General features: G+C 65.0%; 14 protein-coding genes. 3 read left to right on the plus strand and 11 right to left on the minus strand.

All coding sequences use genetic code 11. The features are described from left to right. Window positions 1–95: 95 nt before the first annotated feature. Window positions 96–707: a TetR/AcrR family transcriptional regulator gene (locus tag WFK98_RS06255; protein ID WP_266339639.1), complete on the minus strand. Its 612-nt coding sequence runs from the start codon at window positions 705–707 to the stop codon at window positions 96–98. Window positions 708–820: 113 nt separating this feature from the next. On the opposite strand from WFK98_RS06255, the gene WFK98_RS06260 reads away from it, so the two are divergent. After that, on the plus strand, window positions 821–1,444 hold the full coding sequence (locus WFK98_RS06260; protein ID WP_266339640.1) for an FMN-dependent NADH-azoreductase: 624 nt from the start codon (window positions 821–823) through the stop codon (window positions 1,442–1,444). Between the two features lie 58 nt (window positions 1,445–1,502). Here the strand turns inward: WFK98_RS06260 and WFK98_RS06265 are convergent, their stop codons facing one another. Both WFK98_RS06265 and WFK98_RS06270 read right to left on the minus strand, forming a co-directional pair. Next, a complete protein-coding gene (locus WFK98_RS06265; protein WP_336799648.1) occupies window positions 1,503–3,473 on the minus strand; it encodes a hypothetical protein in 1,971 nt (656 codons plus the stop codon). Window positions 3,474–3,637: 164 nt separating this feature from the next. Then, window positions 3,638–4,780, minus strand: coding sequence for a hypothetical protein (locus tag WFK98_RS06270; protein WP_266339642.1), 1,143 nt, complete (start codon window positions 4,778–4,780; stop codon window positions 3,638–3,640). 140 nt (window positions 4,781–4,920) lie between these two features. Here WFK98_RS06270 and WFK98_RS06275 point away from each other — a divergent pair, with 140 nt between their 5' ends. Next, complete coding sequence (locus WFK98_RS06275) at window positions 4,921–5,133, plus strand: hypothetical protein (RefSeq protein WP_336799649.1); 213 nt, start codon at window positions 4,921–4,923, stop codon at window positions 5,131–5,133. Window positions 5,134–5,398: 265 nt separating this feature from the next. On the opposite strand, the gene WFK98_RS06280 is transcribed toward WFK98_RS06275, so the two are convergent. The 3 genes from WFK98_RS06280 to WFK98_RS06290 all read right to left on the minus strand — a co-directional run bounded on the left by WFK98_RS06280 (window position 5,399) and on the right by WFK98_RS06290 (window position 7,043). Next, a complete protein-coding gene (locus tag WFK98_RS06280) occupies window positions 5,399–5,569 on the minus strand; it encodes a hypothetical protein (protein WP_266339644.1) in 171 nt (56 codons plus the stop codon). A gap of 100 nt (window positions 5,570–5,669) precedes the next feature. After that, window positions 5,670–6,368, minus strand: coding sequence for a pentapeptide repeat-containing protein (locus tag WFK98_RS06285; protein ID WP_336799650.1), 699 nt, complete (start codon window positions 6,366–6,368; stop codon window positions 5,670–5,672). A 69-nt stretch (window positions 6,369–6,437) separates the two neighbouring features. Beyond that, entirely contained in the window at window positions 6,438–7,043 is a 606-nt protein-coding gene (locus WFK98_RS06290) for a TetR/AcrR family transcriptional regulator (protein ID WP_336799651.1), read from the minus strand. Window positions 7,044–7,188: 145 nt separating this feature from the next. Between WFK98_RS06290 and WFK98_RS06295 the strand changes: the two genes are divergently transcribed. Continuing rightward, a complete protein-coding gene (locus tag WFK98_RS06295) occupies window positions 7,189–7,596 on the plus strand; it encodes a VOC family protein (RefSeq protein ID WP_336799652.1) in 408 nt (135 codons plus the stop codon). Window positions 7,597–7,611: 15 nt separating this feature from the next. On the opposite strand, the gene WFK98_RS06300 is transcribed toward WFK98_RS06295, so the two are convergent. The 5 genes from WFK98_RS06300 to WFK98_RS06315 form a co-directional block, all read right to left on the minus strand. Further along, a complete protein-coding gene (locus tag WFK98_RS06300) occupies window positions 7,612–8,049 on the minus strand; it encodes an RES family NAD+ phosphorylase (RefSeq protein ID WP_336799653.1) in 438 nt (145 codons plus the stop codon). A 49-nt stretch (window positions 8,050–8,098) separates the two neighbouring features. Beyond that, on the minus strand, window positions 8,099–8,527 hold the full coding sequence (gene parS, locus WFK98_RS06305) for a type II RES/Xre toxin-antitoxin system antitoxin (RefSeq protein ID WP_336799654.1): 429 nt from the start codon (window positions 8,525–8,527) through the stop codon (window positions 8,099–8,101). Window positions 8,528–8,632: 105 nt separating this feature from the next. Further along, window positions 8,633–9,463, minus strand: coding sequence for an HAD family hydrolase (locus WFK98_RS06310; protein ID WP_336799655.1), 831 nt, complete (start codon window positions 9,461–9,463; stop codon window positions 8,633–8,635). A 46-nt stretch (window positions 9,464–9,509) separates the two neighbouring features. After that, window positions 9,510–9,686 carry a DUF2188 domain-containing protein gene (locus WFK98_RS27335; RefSeq protein WP_442907376.1) on the minus strand — a complete coding sequence of 59 codons (177 nt, stop codon included), beginning with the start codon at window positions 9,684–9,686 and terminating at the stop codon, window positions 9,510–9,512. Between the two features lie 447 nt (window positions 9,687–10,133). After that, on the minus strand, window positions 10,134–13,832 hold the full coding sequence (locus WFK98_RS06315) for a vitamin B12-dependent ribonucleotide reductase (RefSeq protein WP_336799656.1): 3,699 nt from the start codon (window positions 13,830–13,832) through the stop codon (window positions 10,134–10,136). Window positions 13,833–14,330 lie beyond the last annotated feature (498 nt).

Consider the following 14,330-nt stretch of genomic DNA (forward strand, 5'->3'; position numbering starts at 1 on the left):
TGAGGGGCTGCGATCTCTCGGGTGAGGCCTAAACCCATCACCCGCCGTCCTGCGGCCGTCGACCTCTCCCTCTGGGAGAGGTGAAGGAGGAGACCCTAGCGCCGGTGCGAGGCGATGATGCCGGCCGCCAGCGTCGGGAGGTCCGCGCCGGGGCGGCCGTCGCCGACATGCTGCCAGGTGACGCGCGATCCTTCGATCAGCAGGAACAATTGATCGGCCAGCAATTCCGGCTCGGCGAGGTCGGAGGCGCGGCAGAGCCGGATCAGATTGTCCCGGTGCTGGCGCGTATTGGCATCCAGCACCTCGCGGCCGGGATGGTCCGGATCGGTGATCTGCACCGCCGCCTTCGCCAGCGCGCAACCCGCCTCGTTGCCGTGCTCGACATGGTTGGCGATCCGCGTCAGCCAGGCATCGATCTGGGCCAGCGGCTGGCCCGGATGCTCCGTTTCGATCTCGCACCAGATGGCGGCGCCCTCGGCGGCGAGGCCGCGCAGGTACTCGGCCACCAGCAGGTCCTTCGATTCGAAATGTCGGTAAAGCGTCATCTTGTTGGTGCCGGCTGCCTCGGCGATCGTCTCGACGCCGACGCCATGGACGCCGTGCCGCCCGAACAGTTCCCGCGCCGCCACGAGAATGCGCTCGCGCGGCGGCTGCGGCTTCGCAGCCGCGCCGCTGTGAACAGACTGTTCAGCGCTTTTCACATCCATCCCATTGACTCGATGTTACCCGATAGTAACATTTGCTAATGTTACTAAACGGTATCGGCGCAGCTCCCCCCTGGGTTTCGGCCGGTTTCCGTAACATAGTGAAGGGAAGACCGATGACCAACATCCTTTTCGTGACGTCGAGCCCGCGTGGCGGCGCGTCGCATTCGAGCAAGGTGGCCGAGCGCGTGCTGGCCGACCTCGTCGCCCACAATCCGAACGCAACCGTCGTCCGCCGTGACCTGGCGCGGGATCCGCTGCCGCATGTCGACGAAGCCTATCTCGGCGCCGTGTTCACGCCGGCCGAGGCGCGCAGCGAGGAGCAGAAGGCGATCGCCGCGCTTTCCGACACGCTGATTGACGAGCTCTTCGCCGCCGACATCATCGTCATCGCCTCGGCGATGATCAATTTCACCATCACCTCGACGCTGAAGACCTGGCTCGATTATGTCGCGCGCGCCGGCCGCACCTTCGCCTATGTCGACAACGCCCCGGTCGGTCTCGTCACCGGCAAGCGCGTCGTTCTGGTCGAGTCGAAGGGCGGCATCTATTCGGAAGGCCCGATGAAGCCGGCCGATTTCCAGCTGCCCTATCTGCGTTTCATCCTCGCCTTCATCGGCCTGAAGGATGTCGAGGAGATCACCGTCGAGGGCGTCGCCTTCGGTCCGGAGCAGGCGGCGAGCGCCGTCGCGGCCGCCGAGGCCAAGGCGTCGGAGACGGCCCGTTCCATCGCGGCCTGATCGTCGATCCCGCGCGCATTCCAAGAAAAAGGCCGGATCCTGGATCCGGCCTTTTTTGTTACGGGTTGGTGGTCTTGATCTCGACCTGCAGCAGGTCGGGCAGCTTCTGCGGCGCGCTGTCGGCCGTCTCGATCAGCTTCAACAGCGGCACCGGCGTCGCCGGCGCGGCGGTGATCGTCATCGTGCCCGGGGCCTTGATGAAGGCCTGCAAGGCCGGGGCCAGCTTCGCCTGGAAGCCCGGATTCTTCAGCACCATCAGGAACAGCGGCAGGGCGCCGGCGATCTGCTGGCGGAACTTGTCCGGCTCGACGTTCATCTTCTTCGCCTGCATCCCGACGGCGCGCTCGACGATCGACTTGTCCTCGACCGACAGTTTGCCGCGCGTGAAAAGCAGCGACGACAGCGCGCCTTCCAGCTGCTTGGGATCCTGGATGGCCTGGCGCGTCAGCCCCGTCAGCGTCGCGTCGGCATTCATCGTCGCCAGGTCCTTGATGGCCAGCTTGAAGCCGTCGAGGATCACCGCCTCGTCGGCCTCGCGCCACGACAGGCGGAAGCCATAGTCGGCGACCAGCCGGTCATAGCCGAGGCCCTTGATCATCTCGCGGGCGCGACGGTCGTCGATCTGCGACAGGTCGAGGTCGAGGCCGCGCACGTCGCTGGCGATGCTGGTCGGGACCGGGCCGATATAGTCGCCGAGGTCGATGCGGGCGCGATCGACGGCGCCGAGCTTCTTGCCGCCCTGGGTGACGTCGACGCCGACCGCTTCGGCGAAGCCCATGGTCGGGATAAGCGGCATCGGATCGAAGTCGATGCCGCTCTCGCTGGCATACATCGACGAGACCAGCAGTTCCGGCGACGGGAACTTGAAGCCGCCGACCGCCAGTCGCTCGGCGCCGAGCGTACCCTTGTCCTGGATGGCGACGTCGAGGTCGTGCACGCCGATCTCGCCGATGCCGTCGCTGGAAAAGTCGTTGAAATGGAAATCGCCGAGATGGAAGCGCTCGACTTCCGGGGCGGTGACGTCGAGGTCGCTGAGGCGCAGGGAACCGACCCCGGCGAAGCTGAGCAGGCCGGCAAAGTTGTCGCGCACCAGCCGCGCCGCTTCGTTATCGGGGAGGTCGGGCTTGGAAAGGAACGTATCGAGGAAGTCGGTGAAGCTCTTCTTTGGCTGGCGCAGCCGCAGGTTCTCCATTTCGAACGAGCCCATGCGCACCGAGGCGCCCGGCATCTCGATCGAGAAGTTGCGGTAGACCTCGAGCCCAAGCGCGGTGCGCCACTTGCCATCGCCGACGCCGCCGGCATACCGGTCGGGATCGAGCACGGCGGAGAGGGCATCGAGGTCGTATTTGCGCGCCTCGATCTTGTCGATCGTGAACTTGATCAGTCCGTCGGGCGAGGGCATCTCCTGCGAGATCGGCCCCATCGTTACCTGGTCGATGACGCCGTTCGCCATGCCCTTCAGTTCGTAACTGCCGAAGCTGGCGGCCGAGGTCTGGCCTTCCGAGGTCTCCGTCGCCTGGATGCGGCCGACGCGGATGCTGTCGACGGAAGCCTTGGCGATGATGCCCCAGCCCTTGGCGAGCGAGGTGAAGATGCGGTTCTGGTCGAACACGTAGTTGACGAAGCTCGGCACCGACAGGTTGTCGACGCGAATATCCGAAAGCGTCGAGCTGCCGAATTCGCCCACCACGAGCTTGCCGCTGTCGGCCGTGATCTCGCTCGCCTTGAAGCCGCCATCGGCTGCCTCGGCATAATTGGTGATGGCGATGGTGCCGAAGCTGATCTCGAGCTTGGTCGCCAGCGTCTCGCTGCGGATGGTAAGGTTGCGCAGCGTCGCGGTGCGCCGGCCTTCGTCATAGGAAAGCTCGGAGAAGCCCGCGACCCAGTTGGGCGAGGCGTCGAGCGTCGAAACCCAGTTGCGGATCGCCGTCTCGATCGGCTCCTCGGCAAGGGCGGGCAGCGACGCCGTCATGGCGAAGGCGCTGACACCGGCGGCGAGAAGTCGGACGCGTAGCGACGAACGGCTCATAGGTAACTCCATGGCGGGACGACCGGGCGGCTCGGCGAGCCGCGATCGACCGTGACATTCAAGATGTCCCGATCCGGGATAGAAAAAACCGGGCGGTCTGCACCGCCCGGGAATTCATTCGGCGCGCCTGGCACGTCCGTTCCTGGCGCCTGTGTCCGCGGCGCTTACTGGTTCGCCTGGATGTCGACGGCCAGCACGTCCGGCAGTGTCTGCGGCGCGGCCGAGGCGGCGCCGAAGATCTGCATGATCGAGACCGGATTGCCGGGCGCGGCGGTGATGGTCAGCGACTTCGGGTCTTTCAGGAAGGCGGTCGCCGCGGTGGCGATGCGATCCTGGAAGCCCTGGTTGCCGACGACCGAGAGCAGCAGCGGCAGCGCGCCGGAGATCTGCTCGACGAACTGGTCCGGGGTGGCGCCCATCGCCTTCGCCTGCATCTCGATGATGCGGCCGACGATGCCGGCATTGTCGAAGCGGATCTTGGCGCTGTCGACCGTGGCGGTGGCGGCGAGTTCCGAGAGCTTGTCCGGATCCTGCAGCTTGTCGCGCGGCAGGCCGCCGAACGTGCCGGTGATCACCAGCTTGCCGACATCCTTGCCGTCGAAGCTGATCGAGCGGAAGGTGAAGCTCTGCTTGGAATTGTCATAGGCGCCATCGATTCCGACGTCGAAGGTCAGCTTGTCATAGCCGAGCTGCTCGACCCAATCCTTGGTCTGCTCGTCCGCCTTCAGGACCTCGCCGGGGATGGTGACGCCGCTGATGCGCAGCTGGCCATCGTTCGGCGCGCCTTCGATGACGTCGCCGAGCGTGACATTGACGGCGTCGACGGTGACCGGAGCCGGCGCGTCGGCCGCGCCGCCGCTGATCCCCGTCACTTCCATGTTCGAGAACGGCGTGATCTTCGCCTTGGAGTTGATCTCGGTCGGGGCGGGGACGATGGCGTCCTTGAAGATGCCCTTCTGCCAGGTGATCGTCGTCTCGTCGTCGACGACCTTGCCGCCGTCGAAGGCGATGCTGGCTGCCGTGAAGCCGCCGCTGGTGCGCTCCAGCGGGCTTTCGATGACGACGGCGGGAATGCTCACGTCGCCGCCGTGCTTGGAAACCATCTTCACGTTGCTGAGCGTGACGTTGTCGCCGTCCGCCTTGGCGGAGTCGAACGTGACCTTGGCCTCGCCGCGGGCCTGGGCGGCGGCGACGAAGGCGTCTGCGATTTTCTGGGCGTCGGGAGCCGCGAAGGCGGCGGTCGACAGCATCAGCGCCGATGCGAGCGTGAGGCTGCGCACCGCGAAGCCGGAAACCGTCAGGTTCATCATGTCCTCCAAGGAACGAATCGAGAGTGCCTCGGCAAGGGCCGAAGCAAGGTCCGGCCGGCATTCTGGCCGGACTTCGTGGCGAGAGCAAGAACGGCCGGCCTGCCTGTGATGAACGTCACCCGTGCGAAAATGGGGGATTGCACGCGACGGAATCCGCCGGATTCGCTCGCGGCACGCAGGAATTCCGCCGGTTGAGCGCCGCAACCGCCGGTATGGGGCGGGATGGACGCCGGGCCGATCAGCGGCTGCGCGAGCAGGCGTTGATGTCGGAGGTGCCGCCCGACCCGCAGGCATTGACCGGCTCCATGGCCTTGATGGCCGGGGAGTTCGGATCCGTCGTGCAGCCCTGAAGGCCAACGGTGGCCGAGAGGACCGCGAGAACCATAAGAAAAGAGCGCATGTGCTTGTTTCACCCGTATGTGCCGGATGGCGGCGATGGACCCCGTCGTTGCCGGTCCGGCGGGGCCTTCGAGGAGATCTCCTGGCGATATAGGCGGGCGCGCAACCGAGGCTACCCTTCCCGCTGCGGGAGCCGGGCCGTTTCCGAAATCTGTGGATGCCGAAGCCCTCCCGACCGGCAGGTGGGAAAGCCCGCCCGCCGCCGGGGAGGGTGGATCAGCGGCGGCCGCTCGAGCAGTCGCCGCTGGTGCCGCCGGGGCCGCAGGCATTGACCGGATCGTCCATCGCCTTGATCGCGGGCGAGTTCGGATTGGTCGTGCAGGCGGAAAGGCTGGAAAGGCCGGCGAGGCCGGCGCTGAGGGCGAGGACGGCAAGAAGCGTACGCATGGACTTCCCCTGGTTGGCCCCGCGCCCGGCCCGCAATGTGACCTGACGCCGTCGAGCTTCCGGAGGTTCGCGCAACCCAAGGTCGCGCGCAAGCGCCATTTCAAAGCACGATCAGCCCGATTCCCTTGAGCAGTTCGGCCGCCTGGGCCTTCGAGATGATCGCCTTGCGGAAGAGGCCGGCATCGGAGAGCGTGATCGCGCCGAGATCGCAGCCGCGCAGGTCCGCGCCCTCGAACTTCGCCGCCCTGAGGCTTGCCGAACGCAGCGACGAGTCGGTGAACACGCAATCGCGAAAATCCGCGCCGCCGATGTCGGCGTCGGCGAAGTCGACCCCGTCGATCCGCTCCTTGCGAAACACGATGTTGCGCAGCATCGCGCCGTTGAGGCGGCTGCGCAGGAAGGAAATGCCGATCGTCGCGGCGCCCTGGAAATCGCCGCCGGTCAGCTTGCAATCCTCGAAGCGGGCATTGGTCAGCCGCGCCCGCACGAAGTCGGAATTGCTCAGATTGCAGTTCCGGAAGCCGGTGTCCGAAAGCTCGGCGCCGGCGAGGATCGCTTTCGGCGCCCGCACCTCGCGCCATTGCGAGCCCGTCGCCTCGACGCCGCGCAGATCCGAGCCGGAGAGATCGCAGCGCTCGAACTCCGCCTCGGCGAGGTTCAGCCCCTTGATGTCGCATTCGACGAACCGGCAATCGACGAAGCGGGCGCCGGAAAGATCGGTCTCGCCGTCGAACAGGGTGGCGAGACGCACCCGCTCGGCCGAAAGGTTTTCAAGAATGCGGGCAGGGGACTTCGTCATGGAATCGGGCGCCTCGTTGGTCGGCCCGTTGTAGCGCCAACCCGTCGGGGGCTCCAATGGCGACCAGACCTATCCGGCCCTTTGTCGTCGCGCCCGCAGGCCCGCCAGCACCTCGTCGACGATGAGAGAAAGCGCGTCGGCGCCGGCGCCGTCGCGCGCCTGCACGGAAAGACCCTGCATGACGGCGGTCAGATAGCGGGCGAGGGCGGCGGCCTCCGCCGCGCCGGTCCAGCGCGCCAGCGTATGCGCCATGGCCTCGCGATAGCGGTCGCGCCGTTCGGCGACGGCGCGGCCAAGGCGCTCATGCTCGGCGTGGGACGAGATCATGCCGGTCGAGATCATGCAGCCGAGCTCGCCGGCGGGATCGGTGACGGCGCGCACGCTCGCCTCCAGCATCTCCCGGACCGCGTCCTCGAGCGTCGCCGCGTCGCCGGGCCGCGGCAGTTCGACCGGGGCAAGGGTCTCGTAGCGCCGCAGCGCCGCCTCATAGAGCGCGGCCTTGCTGCCGAAGGCGGCGTAGAGGCTGGGCGGGGCGATGTCGAGCGCGCGCGTCAACTCGCCGATCGAGACGCCCTCATAGCCATGCCGCCAGAATAGCCGCATGGCGATGTCGAGCGCGCCGTCGCGATCGAAGCTGCGCGGACGCCCGCCGCGCGATGGGGTTTCTGGTTCCATAGCGATCACTAAATATCCCTTGACCGATGGCGTCAAGCTCGGGTTGTTTAGGGATCGCTAGGAATCGTGCTCTCGCGGACAGGTCGCTCGTTCGACGCGCTGCCAATCCGAAGGCACGGAGACATCCGAAACCCAGGAAAAGCCCATGATCCTAAAGACCTACGCCCGCGTTTTCACCAATGACGCCGATCAAGCGCTGGCGACGTTCCAGGCCCTGCACGGCCGCGAGCCGCATCTTCGCCTGCGTTTCGGCGAATGGGACCTGATCGGTATCGGCGACACCTTCATCGTCGGCGGCACCGACGCGGCGCTGGCGCCGATCCGCGACAGTCACGGCCCGTGGATCGTCGAGGATCTGGACGAGGCGGAGCGCCGTCTGCTGCGCGCGGGCGCCACCATCACCCAGCCGGCGGCCGCCTCGCCGACCGGGCGCTTTCTCTATGCCCGCCATGCCGATGGCCTCCTCGTCGAATATGTCGAGTGGACGCCGGAACTGGTGGAGAAGTTCATCCGCGCGCCCCTGCGCGAGGGGCTTCTGTCGTCGCAATTGTGAGGCCGCGCCGGCGGCTCAGAAGCCGCCGGCTTGCCAGAGGCGCGCATCGAAGCGGAAGGGCCGCTGGCTCGCCACCTTGAGATCGCCGGCCGCCGGATGGGCGGGGTTCAGCAGCAGGTTGAAGCTCTCCGGCACGATGAAGGAGGGCACCCGCAGCGCCGGGGTGCGCGCGGCGGCGAGCCAGGCGTCGCCCACTTTCTGCGGCGCCTCCGGCAATCCGTCGACGGTCTCGATCGCGGCGGCGCCGATCTCGATGCCGGTCAGCACATAATCGTCCGGCAGCAGGTCGGGCGTCAGGTCGAGATAGCAGCGGACCTCGAGCACGGCGAGCGCCGCCGTCTCGGCCGCGTAGATCAGCGCGCGGCCCGGCGAATTCCAGCGCCCGCCATAGAGCCGCGCGCCGGTTCCCGAGAGATCGGCGAACGGGGCGCGGCTGATGCGCCAGGCGATCAAGGCGCCTTCACCGGCGACGGACGCCGGCGGGCAAGGTCATGCGCCTTCATCAGGCGGCGATGCCGTGCGAGATGCGGCCGAGCAGGGTTTCCACCTGCAGCGCGCCTTCCGAGGTGTCGAGCAGCGACAGCGGCGTCTCGTTGCCGAGCGCCGTGGTCGGCCGGCGCAGCCAGGTCGCCGCCTTCTCCTTCGAGCCGAACGTGTCCTCGGCGGCGGCGATGACCCGCGCGGCACGCATCAGCCGGTCGGACTGGTCGGCCGTCAGCGTGCCGATCTTGCGGCGATGCGACAGGGTCTTGCGCGGCAGCACGACCAGATCGAGCTCGGCCAGCGTCATCCGGCCGGTGTCGAGCACATGCTCGACCGCCTTGACCGGCAAGCCGTGCCGGACCGCCGCGATCAGGTCGCGCCCGCTGCGGATCGAAATCCCGAGCGCGCTCTCGCCGCCGACGATGTCGAGTGCGTGGGTGTGGGACATGGGAGGCCTCCGCCGCTGATGGCGATATGCACCAAAAGTAGGGGCATATGCCAAAAATGACAAGCGTCCCCGGCAGGCTCGCTATGCTGTGGAAACGCGCCGACTCTAGAAAGTACGCAGGTAGCTGTCGGCCGCCACTTTTTCCATAATGGCCTTCACAATCCGATCGACATCTTGTCCTTCAGAGTAATCAGCCGGCGCCATGAAGTTCACGCGCCCGTCCTTTAGCAGCTTCTGGGGGCGCTCTTTGGCGCCCTTCTTTTTGGGTTGATAGACCGCAACCGAGTGGCCACCCTTGTCTTTTACTAGGCGAAAGCAAGGAATATCGGTCTCGCCGTCCCCTATAAAAATCATGTTCGTGAACGGTACAGGTCGTTCAGATGGTGGGATATAGTCGTTGATTTTTCCATGATCGTAAACGTGTTTCACGTTTTTGTTTATTCGAAATAGATATTGCGTTTTCGTGGTGTAATTCAGTGCTAGCGCAGGCCATTCGGCGACGCCGTGGTGGTCATAGCAGAACGACGATGCATAAATATTGCTAAAATACTTTGCTATAATTGTTCCGTCTATCATTTCCCTGATGCCGGATGATATGATGTGGTGTGAGACGGAAATACCTGCTTCTTTGCCGAACGCGTTGATGCGGTCGAACCAATTCTCTACGCCGTTAAACAGATCAAGTTTAGCGCCGTAGTCTGAGAAGGCGTCTTTCTGAACCTTAACATGAGCTGCCCGAGCCTTTTCAAGCATAAGGCCCATATAAATCAGTATGTTATCAGCTTCGTGTTTCTCACACCTAGTACGAACCTCATCCCAAAATGACTCGGTAGTCATACCAATTGAAGGGATGAAATCACGCTCTTGCATATTTCCGGATGCAAGCGTGCCATCAAAGTCATAGCAAATGGCAAGTGGGATCTTCTTCTTGGCCAAGGATGCTACTCCGTCGCCAAGTAGAAACGGCCATACGAATTGCGGGTCAGGATCCTTCCGTTCCGATCTTGGAGCAACGCTTCGCCCCCTGATCCACGAGCAAGTCTCCGGCTTCCAACCACGCAGTCTCTCGTGTTTCATGGACGGAGGTAGCCATTGACGCTCCCTCCTTTTCCACTGCCCACCCAATAGACCGCTTTGTAGCCCAATAGTTGTATGACATGTGTTGTCTCCCTCCCTGAGTCGACAACACGACGCTACCATAGCGACAAAGCGGCGATCCATACTCTCATTTGAGTGCTGCACTCAGGGCGCATGCCGGCGCGCCGCGCTATCAGACTCTACTTATCCCAATCCTCAGGCGACCTAGGCGTGTCTCGGCCGTCAGGCTCTTTGGCGACACCCTTGTAAGGGCCCTCAGATTGTTTGACGGCCATCAATTGGCCGTTGCCCTCGTCTCGCTTCTGCCAATGGCCATCGGGACGCTGAAATTGCGTCCTGCCTCTGACCGCCCCGTGCCGAAATCCGTCACCGGTGTTCTTTGCCATTTCCAACCTCCTAGTCTTAGTCCGCTTGGATCGACAGGTTGTCTGCATCTGAACTGTTTCGATAGCGGCCGTCTCGACAAAAGCTGTCGCCGAGACGCGATTTGTAGGCCTAAACTCTTCCCTTACGAGCAGCCGCTCGTGTTGCCGCACGTGTCGCACTTCAGGCAGGTGCCGTTGCGCACCATGGTGAAGTTGCCGCATTCGGTGCAGCTCTCGCCCTCGTAGCCCTTCATCCGCGCGATCGCGACCTGCTCGGCCGCCTTCGGCTTCGGCTGGCTGGCCGCGGCCGGCTCGGCTTGGCCGACGACGAGTTCCGTCTCGCTGGCGACGTCGCGCTTGAAGGCGGTGGCGGCCGCGCCGCCGGTGCCCGTCGTGCGCAGCGCCGTCACGGTCGAGGCGGTCGTGGCCGGAGCCGCTGCGGCGCCCTTCGATTCACCGGCGCGATCGACCAGCTTGAAGCGCTCGGTCTTGCCGCGGACGAGGCCGTGGCTGACCGGGGCGGGCTTGACCGTCGGCTGGTCGCCGCCGCCGAGCGTCGTCGCGTTGTTGTCCTCGGGGACGACATGCGCCAGGTCGTTGCGGCCGAGATAGGAAACGGCCAGCTCGCGGAAGACGTAGTCGAGGATCGAGGTGGCGTTCTTGATCGCCTCGTTGCCGGTGACCATGCCGGCCGGCTCGAAGCGGGTGAACACGAAGGCCTCGACATATTCTTCCAGCGGCACGCCGTATTGCAGGCCGAGCGAGATGGCGATGGCGAAGTTGTTCATCATCGCGCGGAAGGCGGCGCCTTCCTTGTGCATGTCGATGAAGATCTCGCCGAGGCGGCCGTCGCGGTATTCGCCGGTGTGGATATAGACTTTGTGGCCGCCGACATTCGCCTTCTGGGTGTAGCCCGTGCGGCGGTCCGGCATCTTCTCGCGCTTGCGGACTTCGCGCTCGATGATCCGTTCGACGATGCGCTCGGCGATCTGCTCGGCGCGCGCGGCGGCGGGCTTGGCGACCAGCGCCTCGACCGCGTCCTCGGCATCGTCCTCGTCATCGGCGAGAAGCTGCGAGTTCAGCGGCTGCGACAGCTTCGAGCCGTCGCGATAGAGCGCGTTCGCCTTGAGCGCCAGCTTCCACGACAGCATGTAGGCGCTCTTCGCGTCCTCCACGGTCGCGTCGTTCGGCATGTTGATGGTCTTGGAGATGGCGCCAGAGATGAAGGGCTGCGCCGCCGCCATCATGCGGATGTGGCTCTCGACCGAGAGATAGCGCTTGCCGAGCTTGCCGCAGGGATTGGCGCAATCGAACACGGCGTAGTGCTCGGTCTTCAGGTGCGGGGCGCCCTCGAGGGTCATCGCGCCGCAGACATGGATGTTGGCGGCCTCGATGTCCTTCTTGGAGAAGCCGAGCGCCGGCAGGATCTCGAAGGCCGGGTCGTTCAGCTGCGCCTCGGTGAAGCCGATCGACTTCAGGAAGTCCTCGCCGAGCGCCCACTTGTTGAAGACGAACTTGATATCGAAGGCGGAGGCGAGCGAGCCTTCCAGCTTCTCCAGCACCTCGTCGGTGAAGCCCTTGGCCTTCAGCGTCGTGTGGTTGATGCCCGGCGCCTGGCGCAGCGAGGCGTGGCCGACGGCGTAGGCCTCGATCTCGGCGATCTGGTGCTCGGCATAGCCGAGCGAGGCGAGCGCCTCCGGCACGGCGCGGTTGATGATCTTGAAGTAGCCGCCGCCGGCGAGCTTCTTGAACTTCACCAGCGCGAAGTCGGGCTCGATGCCGGTGGTGTCGCAATCCATGACCAGGCCGATCGTGCCGGTCGGCGCGATCACGGTGGCCTGGGCGTTGCGGTAGCCGTGCTGCTCGCCGAGCGAGAGCGCCCTGTCCCAGGCCGCCTTGGCGCGCTCGCCGAGGCGGGCATCCCTAAGCGAGGCATGGTCGAGCGGCACCGGCAGTACCGACAGGCCCTCATAGCCCGTCGCTTCCGCATGCGCCGCGCGGCGATGGTTGCGGATGACGCGGAGCATGGGCTCGCGATTCTTGGCGAAGCCGGGGAAGGGGCCGAGTTCCTTGGCCATCTCGGCCGAGGTCGCATAGGCGGTGCCGGTCATGATCGCGGTCAGCGCGCCGCAGATGGCGCGGCCTTCGGCCGAGTCATAGGGGATGCCGGCGGTCATCAGCAGGCCGCCGATATTGGCGTAGCCGAGGCCGAGCGTGCGGAACTCGTAGGAGAGCTCGGCGATTTCCTTCGACGGGAACTGCGCCATCAGCACGGAGATCTCGAGCACGACGGTCCAGAGCCGGCAGGCATGCTCGTAGCGCTCGACGTCGAACGACTTGTCCTCGTTGCGGAACTGCAGAAGGTTCAGCGAGGCGAGGTTGCAGGCCGTGTCGTCGAGGAACATGTACTCCGAGCACGGATTGGACGCGTTGATGCGGCCGGATGCCGGGCTGGTGTGCCACTCGTTCATCGTCGTGTTGAAGTGCAGGCCCGGATCGGCGGAGGCCCAGGCGGCGTGGCCGATCTGCTCCCAGAGGTCGCGCGCCTTCAGCGTCTTGGCGATCTTGCCGTCGGTGCGGCGGATCAGGTTCCAGTCGCCATCCGTTTCCACCGCGCGCAGGAAGTCGTCGGTGATCGAGACGGAGTTGTTCGAGTTCTGGCCCGAGACCGTGAGGTAGGCTTCCGAATCCCAGTCGGTGTTGTAGGTCGGGAATTCGATGTCGGTGTAGCCCTGCTTGGCGAACTGGATGACGCGCAGGACGTAGTTCTGCGGCACCAGCGCCTTTTTGGCGGCGCGGATCTCGCGCTTCAGGGCCGGGTTCTTGGCCGGGTCGAAGCAATCGTCGCCCGAGCCCTCGCAGTTCACGCAGGCCTTCATGATGGCCTTGAGGTGCTGCGCGTTGATCTTCGAGCCGGTGACGAGGGCGGCGACCTTCTGCTCCTCGTGCACCTTCCAGTTGATGTACTTCTCGATATCCGGGTGGTCGGCGTTGACGACGACCATCTTGGCGGCGCGGCGCGTCGTGCCGCCCGACTTGATGGCGCCGGCCGCGCGGTCGCCGATCTTCAGGAAGCTCATCAGGCCGGACGACTTGCCGCCGCCGGACAGGCGCTCTCCTTCGCCGCGCAGCGCCGAGAAATTGGAGCCGGTGCCGGAGCCGTACTTGAACAGGCGCGCCTCGCGGACCCAGAGGTCCATGATGCCGCCTTCGTTCACCAGGTCGTCGGAGACGGACTGGATGAAGCAGGCATGCTGCTGCGGGTGCTCATAGGCGGTCTTCGACTTGACCAGCTTGCCGGTCTTGTAATCGACGTAGAAATGGCCCTGGCTCGGGCCGTCGATGCCATAGGCCCAGTGCAGGCCGGTGTTGAACCACTGCGGCGAGTTGGGGGCGACGCGCTGGGTGGCGAGCATGTAGCGGTGCTCGTCGAAGAAGGCCTGGGCGTCCTCCTCGGTGTCGAAATAGCCGCCCTTCCAGCCCCAGTAGGTCCAGGTGCCGGCGAGACGGTCGAACACCTGGCGCGAATCGGTCTCGCCGCTGTAGCGCTCCTTCTCGGGCAGGGCAGCCAGCGCCTTCTCGTCGGCGACCGAGCGCCAGAGGAAGGACGGAATGTCGTTCTCCTCGACGCGCTTCAGGCGCGCCGGGACGCCTGCCTTGCGGAAATACTTCTGGGCGATGATGTCGCTCGCGACCTGGCTCCAGGTGGCGGGGACGGCAATGCCTTCCAGCCGGAAGACGACCGATCCGTCGGGATTGCGGATCTCGCTCTTGGTCGTTCGGAACTCGATACCGGCATAGGCTGACTGGCCTGCTGTAGTGTAGCGCCGTTCGATCCGCATCGTCTCAAGCCCCTTGCTTTCTGGCGGTCCCGTCCCGGACCCGCCATTGGCAGGCGCGCCATGGCGCCCGCTCTGTCCCTTGCCCAACGCATTACGCGCGGATGGGTTTTAGCCATCCATCATCTTGTGCTCAAGCTACGCTGAAGCTCTAAATATAGTATTTACACATCCAAAAGTCACGGCTGAGAACTCACGCCGAGGACACAAAAAGGCGATCAGACGGGGGCGGGAGTCTGCCCGTCCGCGTATGCCGAATCTGCCAGCGATGTCCTGGAAAATCTGGGCCGAGCGGCCCAGAGCGCATTCCAACTCTCTGTCCGGAAGCTATGACGAGTCCGGCGAAAGCGTCAAGGAATAGTGGTGGTGAATTCTGAGCCGGCTAGATGTGGATTTGTCATTGCATTTTCCGGAGGCGGTTGCGTAGCGCAACGGCACAGCCGATTGGATCGACAGGAGTTTCAAGGTTAACAAAGCCTTGCGACCCGAGGCACGAAGCGA

It is taken from the genome of Kaistia sp. MMO-174 (assembly GCF_037147815.1).
GTDB lineage: Bacteria > Pseudomonadota > Alphaproteobacteria > Rhizobiales > Kaistiaceae > Kaistia > Kaistia nematophila.

Coding starts and splice junctions, on each gene's coding strand:
- WFK98_RS06265 (WP_336799648.1), bottom strand. CDS start 3,473: ATGAGCCGTTCGTCGCTACGCGTCCGACTTCTCGCCGCCGGTGTCAGC.
- WFK98_RS06255 (WP_266339639.1), bottom strand. CDS start 707: ATGGATGTGAAAAGCGCTGAACAGTCTGTTCACAGCGGCGCGGCTGCG.
- WFK98_RS27335 (WP_442907376.1), bottom strand. CDS start 9,686: ATGTCATACAACTATTGGGCTACAAAGCGGTCTATTGGGTGGGCAGTG.
- WFK98_RS06280 (WP_266339644.1), bottom strand. CDS start 5,569: ATGCGTACGCTTCTTGCCGTCCTCGCCCTCAGCGCCGGCCTCGCCGGC.
- parS (WP_336799654.1), bottom strand. CDS start 8,527: ATGTCCCACACCCACGCACTCGACATCGTCGGCGGCGAGAGCGCGCTC.
- WFK98_RS06315 (WP_336799656.1), bottom strand. CDS start 13,832: ATGCGGATCGAACGGCGCTACACTACAGCAGGCCAGTCAGCCTATGCC.
- WFK98_RS06285 (WP_336799650.1), bottom strand. CDS start 6,368: ATGACGAAGTCCCCTGCCCGCATTCTTGAAAACCTTTCGGCCGAGCGG.
- WFK98_RS06290 (WP_336799651.1), bottom strand. CDS start 7,043: ATGGAACCAGAAACCCCATCGCGCGGCGGGCGTCCGCGCAGCTTCGAT.
- WFK98_RS06270 (WP_266339642.1), bottom strand. CDS start 4,780: ATGAACCTGACGGTTTCCGGCTTCGCGGTGCGCAGCCTCACGCTCGCA.
- WFK98_RS06260 (WP_266339640.1), top strand. CDS start 821: ATGACCAACATCCTTTTCGTGACGTCGAGCCCGCGTGGCGGCGCGTCG.
- WFK98_RS06295 (WP_336799652.1), top strand. CDS start 7,189: ATGATCCTAAAGACCTACGCCCGCGTTTTCACCAATGACGCCGATCAA.